16 protein-coding genes, 2 tRNA genes and 9 pseudogenes are annotated in these 25,948 nt (G+C 67.8%); 12 read left to right on the top strand and 15 right to left on the bottom strand.

Annotated elements, in window-relative coordinates:
* Positions 1 to 71: 71 nt before the first annotated feature.
* Positions 72 to 335 carry a hypothetical protein gene (locus KAE78_RS13860; RefSeq protein ID WP_223171231.1) on the top strand — a complete coding sequence of 88 codons (264 nt, stop codon included), beginning with the start codon at positions 72 to 74 and terminating at the stop codon, positions 333 to 335.
* Positions 336 to 352: 17 nt separating this feature from the next.
* Here the strand turns inward: KAE78_RS13860 and KAE78_RS13855 are convergent.
* Positions 353 to 423, bottom strand: a tRNA-Arg gene (locus KAE78_RS13855).
* 54 nt (positions 424 to 477) lie between these two features.
* On the opposite strand from KAE78_RS13855, the pseudogene orn reads away from it, so the two are divergent.
* Together orn and KAE78_RS13845 are read left to right on the top strand one after the other, a co-directional pair.
* Positions 478 to 1,101 (top strand): annotated as a pseudogene (orn, locus tag KAE78_RS13850) (oligoribonuclease).
* 34 nt (positions 1,102 to 1,135) lie between these two features.
* Positions 1,136 to 1,211 (top strand) — tRNA-His (locus KAE78_RS13845).
* A gap of 87 nt (positions 1,212 to 1,298) precedes the next feature.
* On the opposite strand, the gene KAE78_RS13840 is transcribed toward KAE78_RS13845, so the two are convergent.
* Positions 1,299 to 2,618, bottom strand: coding sequence for a hypothetical protein (locus KAE78_RS13840; RefSeq protein ID WP_223171230.1), 1,320 nt, complete (start codon positions 2,616 to 2,618; stop codon positions 1,299 to 1,301).
* Between the two features lie 172 nt (positions 2,619 to 2,790).
* On the opposite strand from KAE78_RS13840, the gene KAE78_RS13835 reads away from it, so the two are divergent.
* From KAE78_RS13835 to KAE78_RS13820, 4 genes are read left to right on the top strand one after another with little or no spacing between them, the layout of a single operon-like run.
* The gene (locus KAE78_RS13835) at positions 2,791 to 3,423 is read left to right on the top strand and encodes a LysE family translocator (protein WP_223171229.1); all 633 of its coding nucleotides are present in this window, start codon (positions 2,791 to 2,793) and stop codon (positions 3,421 to 3,423) included.
* Between the two features lie 35 nt (positions 3,424 to 3,458).
* The gene (locus tag KAE78_RS13830; RefSeq protein ID WP_223171228.1) at positions 3,459 to 3,806 is read left to right on the top strand and encodes a metallopeptidase family protein; all 348 of its coding nucleotides are present in this window, start codon (positions 3,459 to 3,461) and stop codon (positions 3,804 to 3,806) included.
* Positions 3,807 to 3,814: 8 nt separating this feature from the next.
* Positions 3,815 to 4,099 (top strand): ATP-dependent Clp protease adapter ClpS, encoded by a 285-nt coding sequence (gene clpS, locus KAE78_RS13825; RefSeq protein ID WP_223172502.1) that lies wholly within the window; start codon positions 3,815 to 3,817, stop codon positions 4,097 to 4,099.
* A 58-nt stretch (positions 4,100 to 4,157) separates the two neighbouring features.
* Positions 4,158 to 4,592, top strand: a complete 435-nt coding sequence (locus KAE78_RS13820; protein ID WP_223171227.1) for a DUF2017 family protein — start codon at positions 4,158 to 4,160, stop codon at positions 4,590 to 4,592.
* On the opposite strand, the gene KAE78_RS13815 is transcribed toward KAE78_RS13820, so the two are convergent.
* From KAE78_RS13815 to gatC, 5 genes and pseudogenes are all read right to left on the bottom strand, one after another.
* The gene (locus KAE78_RS13815; RefSeq protein WP_317451784.1) at positions 4,589 to 5,473 is read right to left on the bottom strand and encodes a hypothetical protein; all 885 of its coding nucleotides are present in this window, start codon (positions 5,471 to 5,473) and stop codon (positions 4,589 to 4,591) included. The two genes, KAE78_RS13820 and KAE78_RS13815, sit on opposite strands and share 4 nt — an antisense overlap.
* Before the next feature lie 38 nt (positions 5,474 to 5,511).
* Complete coding sequence (gene dinB / locus KAE78_RS13805; RefSeq protein ID WP_223171226.1) at positions 5,512 to 6,768, bottom strand: DNA polymerase IV; 1,257 nt, start codon at positions 6,766 to 6,768, stop codon at positions 5,512 to 5,514.
* A gap of 264 nt (positions 6,769 to 7,032) precedes the next feature.
* A pseudogene (gene gatB, locus KAE78_RS13800) lies at positions 7,033 to 8,552 on the bottom strand (Asp-tRNA(Asn)/Glu-tRNA(Gln) amidotransferase subunit GatB).
* A pseudogene (gene gatA, locus KAE78_RS13795) lies at positions 8,552 to 10,152 on the bottom strand (Asp-tRNA(Asn)/Glu-tRNA(Gln) amidotransferase subunit GatA). The pseudogenes gatB and gatA overlap by 1 nt, the downstream one beginning before the upstream one ends.
* Positions 10,127 to 10,375, bottom strand: a pseudogene (gene gatC, locus KAE78_RS19945) (Asp-tRNA(Asn)/Glu-tRNA(Gln) amidotransferase subunit GatC); the annotation flags it as partial. The pseudogenes gatA and gatC, both read right to left, overlap by 26 nt.
* A gap of 95 nt (positions 10,376 to 10,470) precedes the next feature.
* On the opposite strand from gatC, the gene KAE78_RS13785 reads away from it, so the two are divergent.
* A complete protein-coding gene (locus KAE78_RS13785) occupies positions 10,471 to 12,171 on the top strand; it encodes a long-chain-fatty-acid--CoA ligase (protein ID WP_223171225.1) in 1,701 nt (566 codons plus the stop codon).
* Here the strand turns inward: KAE78_RS13785 and KAE78_RS13780 are convergent.
* Genes KAE78_RS13780 through KAE78_RS13770 form a run of 3 tightly spaced genes read right to left on the bottom strand, consistent with a single transcriptional unit; the run spans position 12,168 to position 13,353 of the window.
* A complete protein-coding gene (locus tag KAE78_RS13780; protein ID WP_223171224.1) occupies positions 12,168 to 12,575 on the bottom strand; it encodes a type II toxin-antitoxin system VapC family toxin in 408 nt (135 codons plus the stop codon). The genes KAE78_RS13785 and KAE78_RS13780 overlap by 4 nt on opposite strands.
* Positions 12,569 to 12,826: a type II toxin-antitoxin system Phd/YefM family antitoxin gene (locus KAE78_RS13775; protein WP_223171223.1), complete on the bottom strand. Its 258-nt coding sequence runs from the start codon at positions 12,824 to 12,826 to the stop codon at positions 12,569 to 12,571. Before KAE78_RS13775 ends, KAE78_RS13780 begins: the two co-directional genes overlap by 7 nt.
* Before the next feature lie 38 nt (positions 12,827 to 12,864).
* A complete protein-coding gene (locus tag KAE78_RS13770; RefSeq protein WP_223171222.1) occupies positions 12,865 to 13,353 on the bottom strand; it encodes a DUF4262 domain-containing protein in 489 nt (162 codons plus the stop codon).
* 97 nt (positions 13,354 to 13,450) lie between these two features.
* Here KAE78_RS13770 and KAE78_RS13765 point away from each other — a divergent pair, with 97 nt between their 5' ends.
* A complete protein-coding gene (locus KAE78_RS13765) occupies positions 13,451 to 15,241 on the top strand; it encodes a DEAD/DEAH box helicase (protein ID WP_223171221.1) in 1,791 nt (596 codons plus the stop codon).
* 27 nt (positions 15,242 to 15,268) lie between these two features.
* Positions 15,269 to 15,547, top strand: a complete 279-nt coding sequence (locus KAE78_RS13760; protein ID WP_223171220.1) for an acylphosphatase — start codon at positions 15,269 to 15,271, stop codon at positions 15,545 to 15,547.
* Positions 15,548 to 15,582: 35 nt separating this feature from the next.
* Here KAE78_RS13760 and ligA read toward each other — a convergent pair.
* A pseudogene (gene ligA, locus KAE78_RS13755) lies at positions 15,583 to 17,877 on the bottom strand (NAD-dependent DNA ligase LigA); the annotation flags it as partial.
* Between the two features lie 47 nt (positions 17,878 to 17,924).
* Between ligA and KAE78_RS13750 the strand changes: the two are divergent.
* Positions 17,925 to 19,512 (top strand): annotated as a pseudogene (locus KAE78_RS13750) (phytoene desaturase family protein).
* 7 nt (positions 19,513 to 19,519) lie between these two features.
* Here the strand turns inward: KAE78_RS13750 and KAE78_RS13745 are convergent.
* From KAE78_RS13745 to KAE78_RS13735, 3 genes and pseudogenes are all read right to left on the bottom strand, one after another.
* Positions 19,520 to 20,170, bottom strand: a complete 651-nt coding sequence (locus KAE78_RS13745; RefSeq protein WP_223171219.1) for a pentapeptide repeat-containing protein — start codon at positions 20,168 to 20,170, stop codon at positions 19,520 to 19,522.
* A gap of 39 nt (positions 20,171 to 20,209) precedes the next feature.
* Positions 20,210 to 21,308: pseudogene (mnmA, locus tag KAE78_RS13740) on the bottom strand (tRNA 2-thiouridine(34) synthase MnmA).
* A 188-nt stretch (positions 21,309 to 21,496) separates the two neighbouring features.
* Positions 21,497 to 22,664, bottom strand: a pseudogene (locus KAE78_RS13735) (cysteine desulfurase family protein).
* Between the two features lie 58 nt (positions 22,665 to 22,722).
* On the opposite strand from KAE78_RS13735, the pseudogene glgX reads away from it, so the two are divergent.
* Positions 22,723 to 24,800 (top strand): annotated as a pseudogene (glgX, locus tag KAE78_RS13730) (glycogen debranching protein GlgX).
* A gap of 604 nt (positions 24,801 to 25,404) precedes the next feature.
* Here glgX and KAE78_RS13725 read toward each other — a convergent pair.
* The gene (locus KAE78_RS13725) at positions 25,405 to 25,662 is read right to left on the bottom strand and encodes a hypothetical protein (RefSeq protein ID WP_223171218.1); all 258 of its coding nucleotides are present in this window, start codon (positions 25,660 to 25,662) and stop codon (positions 25,405 to 25,407) included.
* Positions 25,663 to 25,948: the final 286 nt, after the last annotated feature.

Genomic DNA, 25,948 nt, shown 5'->3' with positions numbered 1-25,948 from the left:
CTACGCCCTCACCGGACCCCGAGGCGCAATGTCGGTGGTCGGTCATATGTTCGAATCAGGAAGGAGCACCCATGACCACGACCCAGCAGCTCTCCCCCGGCGTCCACTTCGCCACACCCACTCTCACATCCCCGCACGAGAAGCTCGTGCGGGCAGCAGACGACCTCTGGCGTGTGCAGGCGGCCGGCGCCCGCATCCTCGGCCATCTGCGCCTGACGATCAATCCTCTGGGCGTGCGCTATCGAGCCGAGCGCCTGCACCTGCCGACGGGCACTTTCCGTCTCGTGGGCGAGTTCTGGAGCGCCGACGATGCGGTCGCCGCACTGCGGCGATGAGACGCGATGAACAGAAGTGCCCCTGCAGGGATCGAACCTGCGACCAACGGCTTAGAAGGCCGTCGCTCTTCCGCTGAGCTAAGGAGGCGTCCCTATAAGGCTACCCGCACCTGCGCGAAAGCCGGATTACTAGGATGGAAACATGGCATCTGCATCCGAGAACGATCGTCTCGTCTGGATCGACTGCGAGATGACGGGCTCGACCTCTCGGTGGATGAGCTCGTCGAGATCGCAATCGTGATCACCGACTTCGAGCTGAATCCGGTCGACGAAGGCTTCCAGGTCGTCATCCGCCCGAGCGAGGCGGCCCTGGCGCACATGGGTGAGTTCGTCACCGAGATGCATCGCACCTCGGGGCTGCTCGACGAGATCCCCGGGGTCTCCCGCTCGATGAGGCGCAGGCAAAGGCGCTCGCCTACATCCAGCGGTTCGTCCCGCAGGAGCGCAAGGCACCCCTCGCCGGCAACACCATCGGCACCGACCGGATGTTCCTGGCGAAGTACATGCCCAGCATCGACCAGTACCTCCACTACCGCAATGTCGACGTCTCCAGCATCAAGGAGCTCGCCCGCCGCTGGTACCCCGCGTGTTCTTCCAGGCGCCCGCGAAAGACGGCGGCCACCGCGCCCTCGCCGACATCCTCGAGTCGATCCGTGAGCTGCGCTACTACCGTTCCGCCGTGTTCGTCCCCGAGCCCGGTCCCACCAGCGACGAGGCTCGGAAGATCTCCGAGGCCGCTGTGTCCGAATTCGCTCCCGAGGTGTAATAGAATCGTCTGGTTGCCTGCTCGCAGGCACATGGTGGCTATAGCTCAGTTGGTAGAGCACCGCGTTGTGGTCGCGGGGGTCGCGGGTTCAAGTCCCGTTAGCCACCCCAAGTTCATTCCTTGACTGTTTCTCACAGTCCATCAACGGGGACGCTACGATTCACCTTTGCTGAGCCCTCAGGCGTAAGTGTCCTTCACTAAAAGTCCTGCGATGAGATATCCGTCGAATCCAGCGGATCCGATTGCAAGGGACGAGGCTCCCGGAGTTCGGGCAAGCGAGGCTGCCATTCTTTAAGCCGTTGCACGACCTCTGTATAGAAGACGTCAACCGTCTCGATCACGGAATCGACGTAGGTGCCCGCACCGCGACCGCGTTTGATCCCCATCGGCACGGTGAGTGCGACACGGAACGACTTGATCTCTCGCTCTCGATCCTGGACGAGCGTAGACGGATCCTCGCGTGCGTCGCGAAGCAACTCGGCCGCGCTGGCCCCGCGCCCGCGAAGTACGAAGCTCTCAATCCTCAGATCTTCACGGGACGTCTTGAGCTGCCGAAGCAACCAGTTCACGCGTGTTGTCGGGCGTCCTTCCTGCGGTGCACTCACGTCAATCGAGCATGTGATCTGACGGGATCTGAGATCCGTCTCGACCCGAACCTCTCCGACCGCGTCAGGAACTCGCAAAGAGCCACCGATACGCCCCTCTTGAGCAAGTGTGGTGGCGAGCTGCTGCGTGTATACAGTGGGATTCTCACGTGCAGCGCGGCTGAGCACCTGTGTCACCTCAGTTCCGAGCCGACGGCCGAGCCGAAGCGAGATATACCGTAAGAGAGCCTGAAAATAAGCTGCTACTTCCGATGAGCCTTCATCTCCCGGGCGCAACGTACCCGCTGTGATCGCGTCCCGAATCTTGACCCAGTCGCTGCCCATGTCTTCGAACTCCATGGCACCAGAACGATCATGTTCGAGATACCTGATGAGCTCTCCGAGAATCCAGGCCTGTTCCGGATCGGATACGCCGTGATGCTCCTTCTCGAAGATCGCCATCGAAAGCAGATAAGACCACGACCAGTGAAACAAGGTGACCTTACGGAGCTTTCGCTTGTCCACGGTGGTCGGGTGGTTTCCGGGCATCGTCTGAACTTGGTTGCTGATCGTGATCACCGAGTCGAACCCCTGCTCACGAGCAATATCCAAGTAACGCTCGATCTGTTCTGCAGAGAGCTCATTACGCCCGGTCTTGACTTCGACAAGCGCAGTCCACTTGCGCGAACCCCGCTCAACTCGTATGACCCCGTCAGGGCGAGCTTCATGCTTGTTCAGCACGAAAGGCACTTCGATGAACGTGGAAACCCTTCCTGAGGGTGCCTTCACCGATTGCAGAAGCGACCGGGCGAAATCGGGCACGATCGAAAGCACCGCAAGTAGTGCCGACGTCGCGCGTCGTTCTTGCTCCTGTGCTCCACTGATACCCGAGGTCGGGATCAACCGGGCGGGGTGCCAGGTTTCTTCAGTCATCTTATGGATCTCCTACTCAACGCTGAGTTCGGCCCAGCGCAGGCGCCCGGCTGGTTTCGCCAATCCTATAGATATGAATGCATGCTGCTGCAACAAGGTCTGGAGATCGCACTCACTTCTCGATGAGTGAGTACCAACATCTGACAGTGCTACTGAGCCGTAGACTGTCTCGGTGTCGTGGACTGTCTGGCTCTCGCTGCTGACCGCCTCCGTCGTCATCAGCTTCACTCCCGGGGCCGGGGCCATCAACACGATGTCCAATACGCTGCGCGAGGGGTGGAAGCGTTCGGCATGGGGCGTGCTCGGGCAGCAGATCGCGCTCATCGTGCATGTCGCGATCGTCGCGGCCGGTGTCGGACTGCTCGTCTCGCGTTCACCGCTTCTGTTCGACGGCATCCGATACGCCGGTGCCGCGTATCTGGTGTTCCTCGGCATCCGATTGATCGTGAGCCGGCCGGATGCGATCGAGTCCGACACCGATCCGATCACACCGCGGCCACGAGAGAGCCGTTGGTCGCTGATCCGGCGGGGTTTCTGGGTGAACATCCTCAATCCGAAGGCGATCGTCTTCTTCCTCGCGTTCATCCCGCAGTTCATCCGCCTGGATCAGCCAGCTCTGCCCCAGTACCTGATCCTCATCGTCACGGTCGTCGTCGTCGACGTCATCGTGATGTGGTTCTTCTTCGCAGCCGCCGCCAGACCCTTCCAGAAGTTCACGCGCACGCCCCGCGGGCAGCGCACGCTCAACACGATCTTCGGGGTGCTCTTCCTCGCGATGGCCGTGCTGCTGCTCTTCCTGCACTGAGCGCCCCTGTCGCCGCCCGCAATAGGCTGGGGGTGATGGAGATGGACACCGCCGCATTCGAGAAGCTCGTCGTCGACGAGCTCGATCGGCTGCCCGACGAGATGGTCGAAGGGCTCGACAACGTCGTCTTCGTCGTGGAAGACCGCCCCGAAGACGGTACTCTCGACCTGTTCGGCCTCTACGACGGACTCGCGCTCACCGAGCGCGGAGGCTACGGCATGGGCGAACTGCCCGATCGAATCATCGTCTATCGTGAACCGCATCTGGCCGCCTGCGAAGACGAAGACGAACTGCGTGACGAGGTGCACACGACGCTCGTCCATGAGATCGCCCACTTTTACGGGATCGACGATGAGCAGTTGCATGAGCTGGGGTGGGCATGAGCGGTCCGATGATCACTCCGGATGTCGACCAGGAGATCGACCTCGTCGCCGCACCGATGGAGCCCTGGCAGGTGGTCGTCTGGAACGACCCCGTCAACCTCATGAGCTATGTCGTGCGGGTGTTCCGCACCTACTTCGGATACACCGCCGAGCGCGCGACCCAGCTCATGCTCCAGGTGCACCACGAAGGCCACGCCATCGTCGCGACAGGACCCCGGGAGACCATGGAAGTCCACGCGCAGGCCATGCACGACTACGGCCTCTGGGCGACCATTCGAAAGGCACCGCAATGACCGATCGCATAACCCTGCTCCCCTCGCCCGGATCGAGGGCACGCACCTGGCCCACCTCGTGGACGAGTTCCGCGGCCTCATCGCCTCGTCGCATCCCGCCGAGGACCCGGCCGTATCGCGCCTCGTTCCCGATGCCTATCCCGAAGACCCGGATGCCTCGGCGGCCTTCGCCGAGAGCACTCAGGCCGAGCTGCTGGATCGCCGAGAACGCGACGCGGCGGTGGTCCGCACCGCACTCGAAGCGTTCACCGCTCCCCTGGAGAACGAGGACGACGCCACTGCGCCGCTGGACGTCGTGATCCCGGATGCCGACCTCGATGCCTGGCTGCGCACGCTGTCGGCCATGCGACTCGTCATGGCGTCGCGGCTCGGCATCGACGCCGATGACGACCATGATCCGGAAGATCCCCGGTACGCCGTGTACGACTGGCTCGGGTACCGCCTGGACGGCCTCATCACCGCGACGCAGGACGACGAGGGCACGGGCGTCTAGGGCACTCGGACGATCAGGTCCGCGAGCTGCTGCGGGGCGTCACGTTCGATGTGCCGCTCCTCCTGCGCCGCCCATCGATCCCAGTGCGGACGGAACGTGTCGCCGTCGCGCGCGAGCGCGCGTGCCTTCCTCGCGGCATCCGGAGACTCGACCCAGACTCGCACATCGGCCAGACGCGCGGTCTGCGGAGTGAGCACCCCGCACCCCTCCAGGATCACTCCCAGCGCCGGATCGACGGCATGGCTCTCCGCCGGGGCGGCCCGTTCCCAGTCCCAGCGCTGCCAGGTGCCGATGAGTCCGCGACCGTGCGGCTTCAGGATCTCCGCCCGTGCCGTCTCGACGCCTGCCTCGAGGCCGTCCCAGCCCGGATAGATCGAGTCGAGCGCGATCAGCTGAACCCGCCCTGCCAGCGGCCAGCGCGTCGCCACCAGGCGCGCGAGACTCGTCTTGCCGGCACCGCTGCGTCCGTCGATGAGGACCACCGGGTTGGCCGCGAGAACGGCCGCGACAGCCGCAGTGACCTGCCCGGCCGCAGCGTCGAGAGCGCGTGCGACCGGATCGTCGTCACTTCTTGAGGGCACGGATGATGCGGGCGATCGCACGGCCCGCGACACACACGAACGGCACCGAGACGGCGATGAACGTGACCCAGTTGGGCTCGAAGCGGAGCCCTTCCTCGCGGTGCACGTAGACGCCGAGCGGGATGGCGAGGCCGCCCCGCCGCCACCGTCGGCACCCTCCGCCTGCCCGCCGCCGAACCCCGAGACGGTCAGCGCCACAGGAGTGAACATCACCCCGTCGACGACCTGCGGCTCGCCGTAGGCGCTCTTGACGCCGAAGTCCGCGCTCTTCTCACCGAGTTCCACTGCAACGTTTGGCATGTCTCCACGGTAGTCGACGCACGGAGCTGTGGCGATGCCTACTCGACGCCGTGCGCCCTCGGATGCTGCGGCGCACCGCGCCCGTCACCCCGGCCGAGATGGCGCGCCCGCGTGACCGTGCCGCCGCCGAAGCGCTCGCGGGCATCGTCGAGCGCGCTTTCGACCTTGCGCCAGTCCTCGTCGTCGTCCCACAGCCCGAGGGCACCGCCACCGGCGGCCCGCAGCTTCTCAGCGCGCACGCCGATGAGGCGGATCGGGTCACGTCGATCGACGCTCGCGAAGAGCGTCTGCGCGGCGGCACCGATGCGCTGCCCCACGGCGCTCGGCTCCGGCAGCGCCTGAGACCGGGTCACGGTGGTGAAGTCGGAGAAGCGCACCTTGATCGCCACCGTGCCGGCTTCCCACTCCGCGCGGCGGAGCCGGGCGGCGACACGGTCGGCGAGACGCAGCAGTTCGGAGCGCAGGAACTCGAGGTCCGCGACATCCGTGTGGAAGGTCTCTTCGTGCCCGACGCTCTTCTCCACGCGTTCCGGCTCGACGTCTCGCGGGTCCTGGCCCCGCGAGAGCGCAGCGAGGCGCGTGGCCGCTGCCGCCCCCACCGCTCGCTCCAGAACGTGCAGGGGCGCTTCGCGGAGGTCGGCGATCGTGCGGATGCCGCGTCCTTCCAGTGACTCGGCGGACTTCGGTCCGACGCCCCACATCGCCCTCACCGAGCGAGGTCCGAGGAAGGCGAGGGTCTGCGCTTCGGGCACGATCAGCAGTCCGTCGGGCTTGGCGAGCGTCGAGGCCATCTTCGCCACGTGCTTGGTCGCCGCCACGCCCACGCTGCAGGTGATGCCGACCTCCTCGGCGACACGCGTGCGGATCAGCCGTGCCACCTCGCCCGGACTCCCCCACAGCCGGCGCACGCCCTGCACATCCAGGAAGGCCTCGTCGATGGACAAGGGCTCGACCAGCGGGGTGATGGACTCGAAAACCTCCATCACCTGGCGCGATACCTCCTGATAGCGCGAGAAGTCGGGCCGCACGAACACGGCCTGCGGGCACAGCCGCTGCGCCTGAGCGACCGGCATCGCCGAGCGCACCCCGAATCGTCGGGCCTCGTAGGAGGCGCTGGAGACGACCGAACGGCTCTCGGGCGCGCCGATGATCAGAGGGAGCCCCTTCAGTGAGGGGTCGTCGAGCACCGCCACGGCGGCATAGAACGCGTCCATGTCGACGTGGAGGATGCGGGTGCCCGTATCGTCCGCGCCCGCGGGCGAGACGAGACGCCCCGAACCATCGCCACGACCCATGCATCCATTGTCGCCGGTCTCAGTTGTTGCGGCATCCGGTGTCTGCGACCCGCATCTTCTGAGACCGCCGATACTGCCGGTCTCAGAAATCGCGACATCCGCACCAGACGACCCGCGTTTTCTGAGACCGGCAGGGTTTGGCGACGGGCGTCGCGACAAGGCCCGGCGACAACTGCGGCGGTCGGATGACGCGCTACTGCGCGGCGCGCTCTGAGGCTTCGACACGTCGCCTACGGCGACTGCTCAACCTTGACCCGTCACGCGTCAACGCTGCGCATTGCCCCGCGCCGCGTCAAGGATCAACTCGCGCACGCGCGCGGCATCCGCCTGCCCCTTCATCGCCTTCATCACCGCGCCGATGATCGCGCCTGCGGCCTGCACCTTGCCGTCACGGATCTTCTCCATGACGTCGGGCTGGGCGGCCAGGGCCTCGTCGATCGCGGAGATGAGCGCGCCGTCGTCGGAGACCACCGCGAGGCCGCGCGCGTCCACGACCTCCTGCGGGGTTCCCTCACCCGCGATGACGCCCTCGAGCACCTGTCGGGCGAGCTTGTCGGTGAGCGTGCCCTCGTCGATGAGCTTCTGCAGGGCGGCGACGTTCTCCGGGCTCACGAGCCCTTCGGCATCGCGCTCCTGCGCGTTGGCGACGCGGGTGATCTCACCCGTCCACCACTTGCGCGCGGCCGCGGGGGCCGCTCCGGCAGCGATCGTCGCCTCGACGACGTCGATCAGGCCCCCGTTGCGGACGTCCTGGAACTCCAGGTCGGTGAAGCCCCAGTCGGCCTTCAGTCGGCGGCGGCGCGCGACGGGCTGCTCCGGAAGTGCGGCGCGCAGTTCCTCGATCAGCTCGGCCGAGGGCTGGACCGGAAGAAGGTCGGGCTCGGGGAAATAGCGGTAATCGTCGGCATCCGACTTCGGACGACCCGGCGACGTCGTGCCGGTGTCTTCGTGCCAGTGCCGGGTCTCCTGCGTGATCGTGCCGCCGTCGGCGAGGATCTGCGCCTGGCGCTGGATCTCGTAGCGGACGGCGCGCTCGACCGAGCGCATCGAATTGACGTTCTTGGTCTCGGTGCGGGTGCCGAGCTTCTCCTGCCCGCGGGGCGGAGCGAGACGTTCGCGTCGCAGCGGAGGTTGCCGCGCTCGAGTCGCGCCTCGGAGATGCCCAGGCCGCGGACGATGTCGCGGATCGTCGCGACGTAGGCCTTGGCGACCTCGGGGGCACGGTGCTCGGCACCGAAGATCGGCTTGGTGACGATCTCGATGAGCGGCACGCCGGCGCGGTTGTAGTCGACGAGCGAGTACTCGGCACCCTGGATGCGGCCGGTCGAGCCGCCCATGTGGGTGAGCTTTCCGGCGTCCTCCTCCATGTGCGCGCGCTCGATCGGAATAGTCACGAGCGTGCCGTCCTCCAGCTCGACCTCGACTGAGCCCTCGTAGGCGATCGGCTCGTCGTACTGGGAGATCTGGTAGTTCTTGCCGAGGTCAGGGTAGAAGTAGTTCTTCCGCGCGAACCGGCTGGATTCGGCGATCGAGCAGCCGAGGGCGAGGCCGAGGCTGACCGCGGAGCGGATCGCGGTCGCGTTCACGACCGGCAGCGCGCCGGGAAGACCCATGTCGACGGGAGCGACGAGCGTGTTGGGCTCTGCCCCGTGGAACCCCTCGTTGGCCGGGTTCGGTGCGGCCGAGAACATCTTCGTCCTGGTGTTCAGCTCGACGTGCACCTCGAAACCGAGGACCGGCTCGAACAGCTCGAGCGCCTTGTCGTAGTCCATGAGCTTCGCCATCAGCTGTTCCTTCCGATCGGTCCCCGTACTTCGACAGGCTCAGCAACCGGTCGAAGGGCCGGCGCCCTGTCGAGGATCGGACCGCCCCAGGAGTCCACCAGCAGCGCTTCCAGCGCCGCGCCGACGCGGTACAGTCGCGCATCCTCACGGGCGGGAGCGAGGAATTGGATGCCGACGGGCAGCCCGTCTTCGGCGGCGAGCCCCGAGGGGATCGAGATGCCGGGGACGCCGGCGAGGTTCGCCGGGATGGTCGTGACGTCGTTGAGGTACATCTGCAGGGGATCGTCGATCTTCTCGCCGATTTTGAAGGCCGTCGTCGGGGCGGACGGCGTCGCGATGACGTCGACCTGGGCGAAGGCGTTCGCGAAGTCCTGCTGGATGAGGGTGCGCACCTTCTGCGCGCTGCCGTAGTAGGCGTCGTAGTAGCCGGCCGACAGCGCATAGGTGCCGAGGATGATGCGGCGCTTGACCTCGTCCCCGAAGCCGGCCTCGCGGGTCGCCGACATGACGTCCTCGACGGTCGCGCCGCCCTCGGGGTGACCCGCAGGCCGAAACGCACCGAGTCGAACTTCGCCAGGTTGCTGGAGGCTTCGGCGGGGAGGATCAGGTAGTAGGCGGCGACGCCGTATTCGAAGTGCGGGGCGCCGATCTCGACGATCTCTGCGCCGTGCGCCTCGAGCAGCGCCAGTGACTCGCGGAAGGATGCCGCGACGCCGGTCTGGAAGCCGGAATCCGGCAGCTCGCGGACGACGCCGACCTTGAGACCCTTGAGGACATCGCCACGGGCACCCTCGCGGGCAGCCTCGGCGAAGGACGGCCAGGCATCGGTGAGCGAGGTCGAGTCGTGGGGGTCGTGCCCGCCGATGACGTCGTGCAGGAGCCCGGAGTCGAGCACCGTACGACTGACCGGGCCCACCTGGTCGAGGCTGGAGGCCAGGGCGATCGCCCCGTAGCGGCTCACTCCGCCGTACGTCGGCTTCACGCCGACGGTGCCGGTGACGTGCGCGGGCTGGCGGATCGATCCGCCGGTGTCGGAGCCGAGCGCGATCGGCGCCTCGAAGGCCGCGACCGCTGCTGCGGAGCCTCCGCCGGAGCCGCCGGGAATCCGGTCGAGGTCCCAGGGGTTGCGCGTCGGGCCGTAGGCGGAGTGCTCGGTCGAGGAGCCCATGGCGAACTCGTCGAGGTTCGTCTTGCCCAGCGGAACCAGGCCGGCCGCACGGGAACGGGCGACGACCGTCGCGTCGTAGGGCGAGCGGTAGCCCTCGAGGATGCGCGAGCCGCTCGTGGTGGGCTGGTCGGTCGTGACCAGGACGTCCTTGATCGCCAGCGGCACACCGGCCAGAGCGCCCAGCTCCTCGCCGGCGGCGCGGCGTGCATCGATCTCGGCGGCCGCCTCGATCGCGCCCTCGTGCACGTGCAGGAAGGCATGCACGTCGCCGTCGACCGCGGCGATGCGGTCCAGGTGTGCCTGCGTCGCCTCGACGCTCGACACTTCGCCGGAGGAGAGCTTGCCTGCCAGTTCTGCCGCGGTCCAGCGGATGATCTCGCTCACTGCTCCTCCCCAGGATCGCCGTGACGCGGAAGCGGCCGTCGGCGGCATCCGGTGCGTTCTGCAGCGCCTGCTCCGGCGTGAGCGGAGTACCGACCTCATCGGGACGGAAGACGTTGTGCAGCGGGATCGGGTGACTCGTCGCCTCGACGTCGGCGGTCGCGACCTCCGACACCTTCGCGATGTTGTCGACGATCACGTCGAGCTGGCCGGTGAGACGGGTCACCTCGTCGTCGCTGAGCTGGATACGCGCGAGCACGCCGAGATGGCGCACGAGATCAGGGGTGATTTCAGACACCGCTCCAGTCTAGTTCGCCCCTGACCTTCGACCTGCCGTCATCGACCGCCGTGCGGTCTTAGGCTGGACCCATGACCTCGTACGACCCGCCCCGCCCGTGGATCGCCAGCTACGCTGAAGGAGTTCCCGCCGATCTCGGCGAGGTGACCGGGTCGCTGGTCGACATCGTCGCCGCATCCGCCCGCGACTACCCGGAGGCTCCGGCCCTGCAGTTCTTCGGCCGCGAGACGACCTATGCGCAGCTTCAAGAGGCGATCGACCGCGCCGCCGCGGGCCTGCGCGACCTCGGCGTGCGCGCCGGCGATCCGGTCGCGATCGTGCTGCCGAACTGCCCGCAGCACATCATCGCCTTCTACGCCGTGCTGCGCCTGGGTGCCGTCGTCGTCGAGCACAATCCGCTGTACACCCCGCGGGAGCTGCGCAAGCAGTTCGAGGACCACGCGGCGAAGCATGCGATCGTCTGGAGCAAGGTCGTCCAGACCGTGCAGGAGTTCCCCACCGACCTTGCGGTCACAAATCTCATCTCCGTGGATGTGACCGGAGCCATGCCGTGGAAGACGCGTCTGGCCCTGAAGCTTCCCGTCGCCAAGGCTCGGGAGGCCCGCGAGGCGCTGACGACGAAGGTGCGCGGCGCGATCTCCTGGGAGTCAGTCGTCTCCGCGGACCGTCTGCCCGCGTCGCATCCGACGCCCGCCACGGATGATCTCGCGATCATCCAGTACACCTCCGGCACGACGGGGACGCCGAAGGGCGCCTCGCTCACCCACCGGAACCTCCTCGCCAACGCCGCACAGGCCCAGGCCTGGGTGCCGTCGATCCAGCGCGGCAAGGGCTGCGTCGTCTACGCGGTGCTGCCCATGTTCCACGCCTACGGGCTCACCCTCTGCCTGACGTTCGCGATGTCGATGGGCGCGCGCCTCGTGCTCTTCCCGAAGTTCGATCCCGACATGGTGCTCGAGGTCACGAAGAAGCATCCGGCGACGTTCCTTCCCCTCGTGCCGCCGATCGCCGAGCGCCTCCTCGCCGCCGCGAAGGAGAAGGGCGTATCGCTCGCGGGCACCGAGGTCGCCATCTCCGGTGCGATGGCCCTGCGCCACGAGCTCGTCGTGCCCTTCGAGGAGGCCTCGGGCGGCTATCTCGTCGAGGGCTACGGCCTCAGCGAGTGCTCTCCCGTGCTCATGGCCAACCCCGTCGCCGAGAACCGCGTGCCCGGCACCGTCGGCCTTCCGCTGCCGGGCACCGAGTGCCGCGTCGTCGACCCGGAGAACCCGACGGCGGATGTCGCACCCGGCGCCGAGGGCGAGCTTCTCGTCCGCGGGCCCCAGGTGTTCGGCGGTTACTATGGCAAGCCCGAGGAGACCGAGGCCGTGTTCATGGACGGCTGGTTCCGCACGGGCGACATCGTCACGATCGACGACGCCGGCTTCGTGCGCATCGTCGACCGCATCAAGGAGCTGATCATCACCGGCGGGTTCAATGTCGCCCCCACGGAGGTCGAGTCTGTCCTGCGCCAGCATCCTTCGGTATCGGATGCCGCGGTCGTGGGCCTCCCGAGCGAGCACTCCGGCGAGGAGGTCGTCGCCGCGGTCGTGGTCGACGGCGCCGAGGATGTCGACGTCGAGGCGATCCGCGAGTTCGCCCGCAGCATCCTGACCCCCTACAAGGTGCCGCGCCGGCTCTTCGTCGTCGACGAGCTGCCGACCTCGCTCATCGGCAAGGTGCTGCGTCGCCAGGTGCGCGAGCGACTGCTCGAGCTGACGACCGGAGCCTAGACGCGAATCACCGTCACTCCGGGCGCATCTTCCAGCGCTTCGAAGACCGCATCCTGCGTGACGATCGGAAGATCGTTCGCTGTCGCGATCGCCGCGATCCAGAGGTCGTTGACATTCAGGCGTCTCCCCTTCTCCACGAGATGAGCGCGAAGCCGTGCCCACTCGGCAGCAGCGCGCGAGTCCGCCGGAAGCGCATCGATACGGCTCAATCGCTGCAGAGTGTCGAGTCGCCTGGCTCGGGTGGAGCTGTCGGGAGCAGCAAGCACACCCGCACGAAGCTCCGCCTCGGTGATGACCGTGATCGTCACGTTCCGTGGGATCGCTTCATGATTCAGCGGACGACCAGACTCTCGAGCGATGACGACGGACGTGTCCAGCACACCGTACTCGACCGGACTCACCATGTCTGCGTCAGATCGTCGGTGGTGTCGCCGGCGATCTCGTCGAGATCGTCACGCAGCCCGGGATCTGCGGAGTGTTTCGTGATCACGTCGATGACCTCGTCGCGAGTGAACCACCGTTGCCGGGGTGACGCTTTGACAAGCTGGGCCACCGCGCGTCCGTGCACGGTGATCGTGATGTCTTCGCCCGCCTCGACGCGCCGCAGGACTCCGGCGGTGTCGTTGCGCAGTTCGCGGACCGGTACGTCTGCCATCCCCCAAGTGTAGCTCTGCGTAGCACTCTGTAGAAGACTCATGCGCGAAACTCCCCCGGTCGCGGTTGGACCCACGCCGGACGCGCATATCCGTCTTCCCAGGGGAACCGGCCGTCCACGTCGTCACAGGTCAGTTGCAACAGGTCGACGGAGTGCTCGTCAGGCCGACGATAGAAGGCGTTCGCGGCGAAGGCGATCTGACCGGGGTTGGGCACCGACTCCACGGTGACGCGGTGAGACCAGTTGTCGAAGGTCAGCACCTCGCCCGGTGTCAGATCATGGCCATCGCGTATGCGCGCGGCGACGTCGTTGAGCAGGTGCGCCGCGGTGTGCGGATCGAGACCCAGCGCAAGCAGTTCGGGGTGACCGATGCCGAAGAGACCGACGGTGTAGGCGAAGGGCGGGGACAGGCTCTGTTCGTCGCCGCCGACCGACTGGATGTACACCCCGTACTGACGGATCATTCGCGCCGTGTGCCGATCTTCCTGATCGAGCCACGCGTGGAGAGATGCATCGGAAGTGGTCATGTTCGCGTCCTTTCTCGCGTTGCCCCGACATTAGAACATATCTACGACATTGCGGATGCCGGGTGTTCACCCAGCCGCGACACGCTAGCGTTGGCAGGTGAGTACTCCTGAAGAAGTGGCGCCCGACGCCGACGCCGTGACCCGATTCGACGACCTCGGCATCTCCGGCCCTGTTCTGGCCGCCGTCCGCGACCTCGGATACGAGACGCCCTCCCCCATCCAGCTCGCGACGATCCCGACCCTGCTCGGCGGTCGCGACGTGGTCGGCATGGCGCAGACGGGCACCGGCAAGACGGCCGCCTTCGCGCTTCCGATCCTGGAACGGCTCGACATCGCCCAGAAGACCCCGCAGGCGCTCGTGCTCGCCCCCACGCGAGAGCTCGCCCTGCAGGTATCCGAGGCCTTCGAGTCGTACTCCGCCCGGATGAAGGGCGTGCACCTGCTGCCCGTCTACGGCGGACAGGGCTACGGACAGCAGCTGTCGGCTCTTCGCCGCGGCGTGCACGTCGTCGTCGGCACACCCGGGCGCATCATGGACCACCTTGCCAAGGGGACGCTCGACCTCTCCGAGCTGAAGTACCTCGTCCTCGACGAAGCCGACGAGATGCTCAAGATGGGCTTCGCCGAGGATGTGGAGCAGATCCTCGCGCAGACTCCCGAGGACAAGCAGGTCGCCCTGTTCTCGGCGACCATGCCGGCACCGATCCGCCGCCTCGCCCAGCAGTACCTGCGCGACCCCGAAGAGATCGCGATCGCTTCGAAGACGACGACCAACACCAACATCACCCAGCGCTACCTCGTCGTCTCCTACGCGCAGAAGATCGACGCCCTCACCCGCATCCTCGAGGTGGAGATCTTCGACGGGATGATCGTCTTCGTCCGCACACGGAACGAGACCGAGACCGTCGCCGAGAAGCTGCGGGCCCGAGGCTATTCCGCCGCGGCGATCAGCGGCGACGTCACGCAGGTGCAGCGCGAACGCACGGTGAGTCAGCTCAAGGCCGGAAAGCTCGACATCCTCGTCGCCACGGATGTCGCGGCGCGCGGTCTCGACGTCGAGCGCATCACCCACGTGGTGAACTTCGACATCCCCACCGACACCGAGTCCTACGTGCACCGCATCGGCCGCACCGGCCGCGCCGGGCGCACGGGCGACGCGATCAGCTTCATCACCCCGCGCGAGCGCTACCTCCTCAAGCACATCGAGAAGGCCACGCGCCAGACCCCGACGCAGATGCAGCTGCCGAGCACGGAAGACGTCAACGTCACCCGCCTCGCGCGCTTCGACGATGCGATCACGGCTGCGCTGGAGGAGACCGCGCGGATCGAGGCCTTCCGCGACATCGTGGCGCACTACGTCCGCAACCACAACGTGCCCGAGGGAGACGTCGCCGCAGCTCTCGCCGTCGTCGCCCAGGGCGAGACGCCGCTGCTGCTGAACCCCGACGACGACCCGCTCGCGAAGGCCGTCGAGGCAGACGGCCGGCCGCGCCGCGATGCCAAGGAGCGCGCGGAGCGCGGACCACGCACCGAGCGTCGTGGCCGCGGCGACTACGCGCCCTACCGCATCGAGGTCGGGCGTCGGCACCGCGTCGAGCCCCGACAGATCGTCGGCGCACTCGCCAACGAGGGCGGTCTCGGGCGGGACGACTTCGGCGCCATCACGATCCGCCCGGACTTCTCGATCGTCGAGCTCCCCGTGAACCTCGACGCGGTGGTGCTCGACAAGCTCCAGGGCACCCGCATCTCGGGTCGTCTCATCGAGATCAAGCCCGATCGCGGCCGCGCGCCGCGCCGCGAGGATCGCGGTTCCTCCTACGATCGCCCGCGCCGTGGGGACGACAGGCCCGGTTCCGACAAGCCTCGCAAGCCGCGTCACAAGCGCTGACGTTCCGCCTCCGGCAGGATTGTGTGCATGAGAGCGGTTCGAGTGATCGTGCACGGCCAGGTGCAGGGCGTCGGCTACCGCTGGTTCACTCGCCGTGAGGCGAGAGCCCGCGCGGTCTCAGGCTGGGTGCGCAATCGTCGGGACGGTACCGTCGAGGCGCTTCTCCAGGGCCCCGAGGATGCCATCGATGCGCAACTGGCGGCGATGACCGCCGGCCCCGCGCACGCCCGGGTCGATGAGCTGACGACGTCGGATGCCGCGGCGGAGCCCGGCCTCACCGGCTTCGAGATCCGTCCCACTGCCTGACCGCTGAGATCGCGATCACGCGTCCAGTGCGTCCGGCCCTCGGTGACCAGGACGGTGAACTGCGCGGCATCCAGGATCCGGATGCCGAGAGCCTCGGCCTTCGCGAGCTTGGAGCCCGCTCCGGGACCCGCCGCGACGAAGTCGGTCTTCTTCGAGACGCTGGAGGCGGCCTTGCCGCCGGCCTGGATGATCGCCTCCTGAGCGCCCTCGCGGGTGTACCCTCGAGGGTGCCGGTGGCGACGACGGTGAGACCTTCGAGCACGCCGCCCTCGGCGACGGCGGCACCGGGACCGGGGTGACCGGGTGTGGACCACTGGACGCCGGCATCCGACCACCTGTCGACGATCTCGCGGTGCCAGTCGACGTCGAACCAGTCGAGCACCGAATCGGCGATGATCTCGCCCACTCCCTCGACCGCGGCGAGCTCTTCGCGCGTGGCCGTGCGGATCGCCTCGAGCGAGCCGAACCACTGCGCGAGCGCACGAGCTGCGACAGGTCCCACGTGGCGGATGTTGAGCGAGACGAGCAGCCGCCACAGCTCCTTGGTCTTCGCCTTCTCGAGCTCGGCGAGGAGCGTGAGCGCCTGGGCCGAGGGCTGCGGGCCCTCCAGGCCGGACTTCCGCTCGGCCGCCGTCGGATTGCGGCGGAAGGGCGCGCGCATCTTGACCACTCCCGCGTCGTCTTCCTTGGGCAGACCGGTCTCGGCGTCGCGCACGACCAGCTCGATCGGCACGATCTCCTCGAGGGTGAGCGAGAAGAGACCGGCCTCGGTCACGAGCGGCGGGATCTCCGGCACCGTCGGCTGCGTGAGTGCCGCCGCCGTGACCTCGCCCAGCGCCTCGATGTCGAGGGCGCCGCGGGACCCGATGTGCTCGACGCGCCCGCGCACCTGCGCGGGCAGGAGCGGGCGTTCGGGCACCGGAGGTCGATGTCGCCCTCCTTCATCGGGCGCAGCGGCGTGCCGCACTCGGGGCAGAGTGCGGGCATGACGAACTCGCGCTCGGTGCCGTCACGTTTCTCGACGACCGGCCCCAGCACCTCGGGGATCACGTCGCCCGCCTTGCGCAGCACGACGGTGTCGCCGATGAGCACGCCCTTGGCCTTCACCACGTCTTGATTGTGCAGGGTCGCCTGGCGCACGACGCTGCCGGCGACGTGCGCGGGTGCCATGACCGCATAGGGCGTGGCCCGACCGGTGCGGCCGACCGAGACGACGATGTCGAGCAGTGTCGTCTGCACCTCTTCGGGCGGGTACTTGTAGGCGATCGCCCACCGCGGCGCGCGGGAGGTCATTCCGAGCTCGGCGTGCAGCACGAGCTCGTCGACCTTCACGACGATGCCGTCGACCTCGTGCTCGATGTCGTGCCGGTGCTCACCGAAGTACTCGACGAACGCGACCACCTCGTCGATGCCGCGGCAGACCTTGGTGTGCGGGCTCGTCGGGAGTCCCCACTCGGCGAGCAGGGCGTAGACCTCGCTCTGCGCGGCGACCGGCGGATTCTCCCAGGCGCCGATGCCGTGCACGTACAGCGCCAGGGAGTCGATGCGTTCGAGGCCGGCTTCGAGCTCGAGACCGCTCTTCTTGTCGAGCTGCTGGCGGAGTCCGCCGCTGGCGGCATTGCGCGGATTCGCGAAGGAGGGGAAGCGCCGGGCCGCGGCGGTGCGCGCCTTCTCCTCATCGAAGGGCTTCGCCGCCCCGTCCGGCTGTCGTGCCGCGCCCGGGCCTCATCGAACGCCCGCTCGCGGAACTCGGCCTGCTTCGCGTTCAGCCGTTCGAAGGCGGCGACCGGGATGAAGACCTCGCCGCGCACCTCGACGATGGGCGGATGCCCTTCGCCGGAGAGGCGCGCGGGGATCTCAGGAAGCCGCAGCGCGTTCTCGGTCACGATCTCACCCACGCGCCCGTCGCCGCGGGTGGCCGCCGAGGTCAGCACTCCGTTCTCGTAGCGCAGGCTGATCGCCAGGCCGTCGATCTTGAGCTCGGTGAGCCAGTCGACCTCGCGCCCAGCTGCGGCGACCGTCTTGGCGGCCCACTCGCGCAGCTCGTCAAGGGAGAAGACATTGTCGAGGCTCAGCATCCGTTCGGCATGCTCGATCGTCGCGAGCCCTGTCGACTGGGCGGCCCCCACCTGCTGCGTCGGGGAGTCTTGCCCGGCGAGCTCGGGATGCAGCCGTTCCAGCTCTTCGAGCCGCCGCATCCAGCCGTCGTAGGTGGCATCGTCGACGAGTGAGGTGTCACGCCCGTAGTAGGCCTCTTTGGCCTCGAGGATACGGGTGGTCAGCTCATCGGCCTCGGCACGGGCGTCTTCCCACGAGATGTTCTCCAGCACAGCATGAGTCTACGAGCCGGCACCGACATCACCGCTATCGTCGGAGGATGCAGAGCACCCACGATGTCGTGATCATCGGCGGCGGGCACAACGCGCTCGTCGCCGCCGCCTACATCGCCCGCGCGGGCCTCACCGTCGCCGTCTGCGAGAAGCAGGGCCACGTCGGCGGTGCCGCGGTCTCGGAAGAGCCCTGGCCCGGCGTCGCCGCCCGGCTCTCCCGCTACTCGTACCTGGTCAGCATGCTCCCGCAGCAGGTGATCGACGACCTCGGCCTGCAGATCGATCTGCGCCGCCGCCGCTACTCCTCGTACACTCCCGACCCGCGGATCCGAGCCGCGGCATCCTCGTCGACAACGAGGACGCCGTCGGCACAGCGACGAGCTTCGCACGCACGACCGGAGAGTCGGGCGAGGCCGAGCGCTTCGCCGCCTTCTACGAACGCCTCTCCCCCGTCGCCCAGAAGCTCTTCCCGACCGTCACCGGCCCCTCCTGCGCCGTGCGCAGGTACGAGAGCTGCTGGGCGACGAGGAGCTGTTCACCGCGCTGTTCGAGCGCCCTCTGGGCGAGATCATCCGCGCTTCGGTCGACAGCGACCTGGCCCGCGGCATCCTTCTCACCGATGGCCTGATCGGGACCTTCGCGAGCGCCGACGAGGAGAGCCTCCGCCAGAACCGCTGCTTCCTCTACCACGTGATCGGCGGCGGCACCGGTGATTGGGATGTCCCGGTCGGCGGCATGGGACGGGTCAGCGCCGAACTCGAGCGCGCCGCGCGCGAGGCGGGCGCCGAACTGCGCACCGGCGCCACGGTCACCGCTGTCACCGCCGGCGGCGAGGTCGCACTCGACAGCGGTGAGCGTCTGCACGGCCGTCTCGTGCTGAGCGGCGTCACCCCCGCCGTGCTGCAGTCCCTCCTCGCGGCGGGAGGAGAAGAGACACCGGATGCCGCAGGCATCTCGATCGACGACGGCGTCATCCGCCCCGAGGGTGCACAGCTCAAGGTGAACATGCTGCTGCGGCGTCTGCCGCGCCTGCGCGACGAGAGCGTCGACCCGCACGCCGCCTTCGCCGGCACCTTCCACATCAATGAGACGCTGACCCAGCTCGACGCCGCCTATGCGACCGCGCGAGACGGCGGGGTCCCCGATCCCCTCCCCGCCGAGATCTACTGTCACTCCCTCACCGACCCGTCGATCCTCGGCCCCGACCTGCAGGCCGAGGGCGCGCAGACCCTCACCCTGTTCGGGCTTCACGTGCCGCACCGGCTCGTCGCCGAGCACGGTGTCACGCGCGAAGAGCTGCTCGCCGCCGCCCGGCGCTCCCTCGACTCCGTTCTCGCCGAGCCCATCGCCGACTGTCTGTACACGGCATCCGACGGCACGCCCTGCATCGAGGCGCGCACGACGGCAGACCTGGAGGACTCGCTCGGCATGACCGGCGGCGACATCTTCCACGGCACACTCTCCTGGCCCTGGGCGGAGGACGACGAACCGCTGGAGACCCCCGCACAGCGCTGGGGCGTGGCCACGGCCTTCCCGAGAGTGCTCGTCTGCGGCTCGGGCGCCCGCCGCGGCGGCGCGGTCAGCGGCATCGGCGGTCACAACGCGGCGATGGCCGCGATCGAGCGGCTCGGCTGAGCGCGGTCTACGGCTTGTCGCGGACGTCGATGCCGACGGATGCCGCGAAGGTCGGGGCGAGGAGCTCCACCTGGCGGGTGGTGAGCGTCGCGCCGCGCAGGGCGTTCACGTCGAGGTAGCTCAGCGCATCCAACCCGCGCAGATCGAGATCCTGTGCGCTCATCCCCCGGGAGTCGACCTCGTCGACGCGGCAGTCGTCGAAGCGGATCCGAGTGAGCGTGGCCTGCGGTAGGTCGAGAGCCTGGAACGCGGTACCGGCGATCAGCGCATCCTCGACCCGGGCGCCGCCGACCGTGAGGTAGTCGATGCGCGAGGCGCGGATCTCGAGCTCGGCGACACGGGCGTCCGAGAGGTCGAGGGTGCCGATGCGGCATCCGATGATCCGGAGCCGGCGGATCGTGGTATCTCTCAGAGAGAGGACCGGACTGCGCAGCTCCGTCATCTCCACGTCGAGCAGCGTCGCCCCGAACAGGTCGACACGTGCGGCGGTGCCGCCCACGCGGCACTGCTCCAGCGAGGAGTGGGAGAGATCCGTTTCTCCCGTGCACTCGATCCGTGCGGCGAGGAAGTCCCCGTGCCGCGCGGCGTCAACCGGTACGAGGTCGTCAGGAAGATCGGGTGCGGTGACGACCGGCGGACGCGGGCGGATGACGGCCATGCCGCCGAGGATACGGGATGCCGCCGACAGCGGGTCCGGTCAGGAGACGCCGATCGGCACCGCCGAGACCGTACGGTCGATCGTGAACTGCCCGAGCACGCGCGTGCCGAGGTAGAGCACAGCGGTCTGCCCCGGAGCGACGCCGTCGAGCGGCTCTTCGGGCACGACGGTCACGGCATCAGAGGTCACCGTGGCGTGGGCCGGCACGGGGTCGGCGTGGGCGCGAATCTGCACGTGACACGAGAAATCGGATGCCGCAGGAGCCGCCCCGCCCAGGAGTACCGCTCCCCGCAATCTCGCCGATCGCCAGGGCCTCCTTCGGGCCGACGACGACGGTGTTCGACACCGGCCGGACCTCCAGCACGAAGCGGGGCTTGCCGTCGTCGGCGGGCACGCCGAGCTTGAGCCCGCGACGCTGTCCGACGGTGAAGGCGTGCGCGCCCTCGTGCGTGCCGATGACGGCACCGCTGCGATCGAGGATCTCGCCCTGCTCGGCGCCGACCTTCTCGGCGAGCCAGCCGCGGGTGTCACCGTCGGGGATGAAGCAGATGTCGTGGCTGTCGGGCTTCTGCGCGACGCTCAGTCCGCGCTCTTCCGCCTCGGCGCGCACGAGCGCCTTGGAGGGGGTGTCGCCCAGCGGGAAGTAGGTGTGCGCGAGCTGCTCGGCGGTGAGGACGCCGAGCACGTAGGACTGGTCCTTCGCGGCATCCGATGCCCGGTGCAGCTCCAGCCCGCCGTCGCCCTTGACGAGCGTCGCGTAATGCCCCGTGCAGACCGCGTCGAAGCCGAGCTCGAGGGCACGCTCGAGGAGCGCGGCGAACTTGATCTTCTCGTTGCAGCGCATGCAGGGGTTGGGGGTGCGCCCGGCCTGGTACTCGGCGATGAAGTCGGCGATCACGTCGTCGCGGAAGCGCTCGGAGAAGTCCCAGACGTAGAACGGGATGCCCAGCTTGTCGGCGGCGCGGCGGGCATCCATAGCGTCTTCGATCGTGCAGCAGCCGCGACTTCCGGTGCGCAGCGTCCCGCCCGCGCGTGACAGCGCCAGATGCACGCCGACGACCTCGTGGCCGGCCTCGACCGCGCGCGCGGCAGCGACGGCGGAGTCCACTCCACCGCTCATCGCCGCCAGGATCTTCATGATTCCAGTGTACGAGCGTGTGGCTGGGAGCGGACTCGGCGGTGGGAGTCTTCCGCGTCACGGGGCCGTCTGCAGGAGCGAGCGTGCCGTCTGCAGGAGCATCTCGGCGCTAACGGCGCCGAGAGCGGCGTGTCGAGGCGAGAATTGACCAACGCTCCTGCAGACGGGCTGGCGGCTCCTGCACACGGTCAACGAGTGGCCGAAGACGCCCGCGCGTAGGCGTCGCCGATCGCGGCAATCGCCGCCTCGACGTCGGCCTGCGTAGAGGTGTGGCCGAGTGTGAATCGCAGGACGCTGCGGGCATCGCGCTCGCTGCGCCCCATCGCCATGACCACGTGCGAGGGCTCGGCAACCCCGGCCTGGCACGCCGATCCGGTCGAGGCGGCCACCCCGGCCGTGTCCAGCAGGAACAGCAGGCTCTCCCCACGGCCCCGGGGAAGAGAACGTGCGCGTTCCCGGGAAGCCTCTCTTCCGGATCGCCGAGAAGCTCCGCCTGCGGCACGGCGGATCGGATGCCGAGCACGAGCCGATCCCGCAGGCTCCGCAGTCGGGCCGCCTCCGTCTCGCGCTCGGCCACGGCGAGCTCGGCCGCCACGGCGAAGGCCGCAGCACCCGCGACGTCCTGCGTGCCCGCGCGCAGCCCGCGCTGCTGGGCACCCCGTGGAGAAGCGGCGCCATCCGCGCCGTCCGGGCCACCACGAGCGCGCCCACGCCGACCGGGGCGCCGACCTTGTGCCCGGTGACGCTGAGGGCGACGAGGCCCGTGCCCGCGGACGCCTCTCCCCTCAGCGCGCGGAAGGACATCGGCACATATCCCAGCGCGGCGACGGCGTCGAGGTGCAGCGGAACCCCGGATGCCGCGGCGACGGACGACAGCGCCATGGCGTCGTTGAGCGTACCGACCTCGTTGTTCGCGATCATGGCTGTGGCGAGGGCGGTGGCGGCATCCGACATCGCAGCCGCGAATCCCTGGAGGTCGATCCGGCCGACGGTGTCGAGAGGGACGGGCAGCACATCCGCCCCTTCAGCGTGCAGCGCCTGGACGGTGTCCATGGTCGCGTGGTGCTCGCCGTCAGGCAGCACGATCGCCGTGCGCCCTTCGTCGCGCGAGGCCCATAGTCCGCGCAGTGCGGTGTTGATCGACTCGGTTCCGCCGGAGGTGAAGACCACCTCGATGGGGTCGCAGTCCAGCACGGCGGCCAGGCGCTCTCGCGATTCCTCAAGCAGTCGGCGGGCGTCCTGGCCCGCGCCGTGGGTCGAGGAGGCGTTGCCCACGAGATCGGATGCCGCAAGCCACGCCTCGCGCGCCTCCGGGCGCAGCGGGGTCGTCGCCGCGTGATCGAGATAGAAGCGCATCCCTCAACTCTCTCGCATCGTCATAAGGTCGTCATCTAGCACGCTTAGGCTAGTCGTCATGTCTCAGGCCTTGGAGTTCACCCCGCCCGGCGAGAGCCGCCTCGACGACCTTGGCGTGCGTCTGCATGAGGATGGCGGCACGCTGCGGGTGTGGTCGCGCAATGCGACAGCGATCGAGCTCGTGCTCTTCGACGACGCCGACATCGACTGGGTGCTCGATACGGCTTCCCTGACGGCGGTTGCCGGCGGCGTCTGGGAGGTCACCCACCCCGCCTCGTCGAGGGCGCCCGCTACGCGATCCGCGTCACGGGCCCGCAGGGTGGCGGAAACTCCTTCGACCCGAAGACGTATCTGCTGGAGCCTTACTCCCGCGGCGTCATCCCGGGAGAGTCCGCCAACGAGTGGCGCTCCGTCGTCGTGGACAGCACCTTCGACTGGGGCGGTGTGGCCAAGCCCGCCACGCCCTTCGCCGACACGGTGATCTACGAGGGCCACGTGAAAGGGCTCACGAAGCGGCATCCGGACGTTCCCCCGGCGCTTCACGGCACCTACGCCGGGCTCGCGCATCCGGCGATGATCGAGCACTATCACTCGCTCGGCGTCACGGCCATCGAGCTGCTGCCGGTACAGGCCTTCGAGACCGAGCCCTGGTTGGCCGCGCGCGGCCGCCCCAACTACTGGGGCTACAACACGCTGAACTTCTTCAGCCCGCACGCACCCTATGCCACGCGCACCGCACAGCAGAACGGCCCGGGCGCGGTCCTCCGCGAGTTTCAGGGCATGGTCCGGCTCCTGCACGAAGCGGGCCTCGAGGTCATCCTTGACGTCGTCTACAACCACACCGCCGAGGGCGGGATCGGTGGCCCGCGCTCGAGCCTGCGCGGGATCGACAACGCCCGCTATTACCGACACGGCGAAGACGGCGAGTACTACGACACCACGGCCTGCGGCAACACCCTCGACACCTCGACGCCGGCCGCCGCCCGCCTCGTGCTCGACTCGCTGCGCTACTGGGCCAACGACCTGCAGGTCGACGGTTTCCGCTTCGACCTGGCCACCGCACTCGGGCGCGACGAGAAGCACGAGTTCACGCCGGATCACCCGCTACTGCGGGCGATCCTGGACGATCCGCAGCTGGAGGGGGTCAAGCGCATCGTCGAGCCCTGGGATGTCGGCGACGGCGGTTGGCGGACCGGTGGCTTCGGCGAGGGATGGCACGAGTGGAACGACCGCTACCGCGACCGCGCACGCAACTTCTGGCTCAGCGACATCGACTATGCGCGCCGCGCCTCGACGGCGCCGGTGGGGATCGGCGGCTTCGCGACGCGGCTCGCCGGGTCGTCGAACACGTTCTCCGAGGAGCGCGGCCCGCTCGCGAGCGTGAACTTCGTCACCGCGCATGACGGCTTCACCCTGCGCGACCTCGTCTCGTACGACGTCAAGCACAATGAGGCGAACGGCGAGGACAACCGCGACGGCGCCAACATGAACCGCGCCTTCAACCACGGCGTGGAGGGCGCGACCGACGATCCGGTGATCGAGGCGACGCGCCGCAAGGCCATGCGCAACCTTCTCGGAACGCTCCTGCTGTCTGCGGGTGTTCCGATGCTCACCGCCGGTGACGAGGTCGGCCGCACCCAGCACGGCAACAACAACCCCTACTGCCACGACTCGCCGCTCACCTGGCTGTCGTGGGAGCACGAGGAGTGGCAGGAGAACCTGCGCGCCCACGTCGCGCTCCTGACCCGCGCCCGTCGCGAGAACCCCGCGCTGCGCCCCACCCACTACGCGCGGCTCGGCGTGCACACCCCCGGCGCGAGCGACATGTACTGGTTCAATCAGGATGGCACCGAGATGTCGATCGAGCAGTGGAACGACGCCAAGAGCCGTACGCTCCAGTACCTCGCCGCGGCGGAGAACGGCGGGGCTCCCAACCGGATCCTGCTGATCGTGCACGGCACCGAGAGCGCGATCGACGTACGCCTGCCGGATGCGCCCGACTGCCCCGGCGTCACCCGCTACGTCGCCCTGTGGTCGAGCGCCGACGAGCGCCCGAAGGAGACGCAGAGCGTCCATGCCCCGGGCGAGATCATCCCGATCGCCGGCACGTCGATGAGGCTGTTCCGCGTGGAGTGAACCACTCGTTCTCGGGGTCGACGTAACGCAGGATTCGTTCAGTGGAATTTTCTGGCTAGTTCAGTGGAATTTTCTGGCTAAGCGTTTTTCTGATGCAACCGCATGATCTCGGCTGCGGTCAGTCCTTTAGGAAACGCAAGTATTGATCCTCGGCGCTGAAGCCGTCAATGAAGTAGAGCAAGTAAAGATCCTTCGAAAGATAATCGCGCTCCATGAGGAAGTAACGATCACCGACGCAATCGGAAGAGTTATCAGACCAAACAGGCACCCCCTGCCCGCCAAGCAAGTCCCCCAAGTCCCTCGCATCTCGGACGTTTGAGTCCAGTCCAATTCGTCCAGAGTCAGTCCTTCCTGTCTGACCGGACACCCTAATTGCGTGAGCCAGTCCGCGAACACAAAGGTGCCATCCTCGGCGAATACCAGCGTCATTGTCTCTGCATCGGGATGTTCCAGACGCCATACTCCCTCCACGTCCTCATGGCTGATTCCGTCGACTCTGCCGATGGGATTAGCAAGAAAGCATGCCGCGAGGAGCGGAAGAATCCCTAACAGAACACCTCCACCAACCCACCTTCTCCAACGCCGAGAGTGTGTCACCCGTGCCCTACCAGTCGCGCGGGTACATGCCACACGGATCGGTCGACACACGACCATCCGAATACAGATATTCACCTTCCGCCAACTCACGGAAATCGAAATACGGGTAGTCCGTCCAGCCAGCGCCTTGACCACCTTCGAGATCTGAGAAATCGATGCTCGCTCCCAACGAACCGGAGAAGTCTGCGATGGGGACCTCTTGAGAAATCGTCAACTCCAATCCCGGGATTGGCCGACCGATCACAATAGGCTCGTCCCCCGGCACCGGATCGCTGATCGATGCCTCTTCCCAGCCCCGCCTGGAACGAATGCCGACTCGAGAACCTTCTCCCTCTCAGGCCTCTGCCCTCCGACGGTTCCTCTCTGATGACGACTGTTAGCTCAGCGAACCGCACTTTCGGCCCTGTACACGGCACGAAGGCCAGGTACCCATCAACCACGGTGAACGACACAGGACCTTCGTTGGGTCTCGTGGGTGCGATCCACGGGATGATCTGCTCGCACCCTGCGAGAAGACCCATCGACAGAACAACGGTCATCGCGACCAGGCC

The sequence above is a fragment of the Microbacterium sp. NIBRBAC000506063 genome (assembly GCF_017968845.1).
In the GTDB taxonomy this organism is placed as follows: Bacteria; Actinomycetota; Actinomycetes; order Actinomycetales; family Microbacteriaceae; genus Microbacterium.
The sequence above is the reverse complement of the archived record's forward strand: the minus strand, read 5'-3'. Positions and strand labels throughout refer to the sequence as shown.

Excerpts from the sequence above, each read along its gene's own strand:
- KAE78_RS13860 (WP_223171231.1), top strand. The coding sequence starts at position 72 with ATGACCACGACCCAGCAGCTCTCCCCCGGCGTCCACTTCGCCACACCC.
- KAE78_RS13840 (WP_223171230.1), bottom strand. The coding sequence starts at position 2,618 with ATGACTGAAGAAACCTGGCACCCCGCCCGGTTGATCCCGACCTCGGGT.
- KAE78_RS13830 (WP_223171228.1), top strand. The coding sequence starts at position 3,459 with ATGGAGATGGACACCGCCGCATTCGAGAAGCTCGTCGTCGACGAGCTC.
- clpS (WP_223172502.1), top strand. The coding sequence starts at position 3,815 with ATGATCACTCCGGATGTCGACCAGGAGATCGACCTCGTCGCCGCACCG.
- KAE78_RS13815 (WP_317451784.1), bottom strand. The coding sequence starts at position 5,473 with ATGCCAAACGTTGCAGTGGAACTCGGTGAGAAGAGCGCGGACTTCGGC.
- dinB (WP_223171226.1), bottom strand. The coding sequence starts at position 6,768 with ATGGGTCGTGGCGATGGTTCGGGGCGTCTCGTCTCGCCCGCGGGCGCG.
- KAE78_RS13785 (WP_223171225.1), top strand. The coding sequence starts at position 10,471 with ATGACCTCGTACGACCCGCCCCGCCCGTGGATCGCCAGCTACGCTGAA.
- KAE78_RS13780 (WP_223171224.1), bottom strand. The coding sequence starts at position 12,575 with ATGGTGAGTCCGGTCGAGTACGGTGTGCTGGACACGTCCGTCGTCATC.
- KAE78_RS13775 (WP_223171223.1), bottom strand. The coding sequence starts at position 12,826 with ATGGCAGACGTACCGGTCCGCGAACTGCGCAACGACACCGCCGGAGTC.
- KAE78_RS13770 (WP_223171222.1), bottom strand. The coding sequence starts at position 13,353 with ATGACCACTTCCGATGCATCTCTCCACGCGTGGCTCGATCAGGAAGAT.
- KAE78_RS13760 (WP_223171220.1), top strand. The coding sequence starts at position 15,269 with ATGAGAGCGGTTCGAGTGATCGTGCACGGCCAGGTGCAGGGCGTCGGC.
- KAE78_RS13745 (WP_223171219.1), bottom strand. The coding sequence starts at position 20,170 with ATGGCCGTCATCCGCCCGCGTCCGCCGGTCGTCACCGCACCCGATCTT.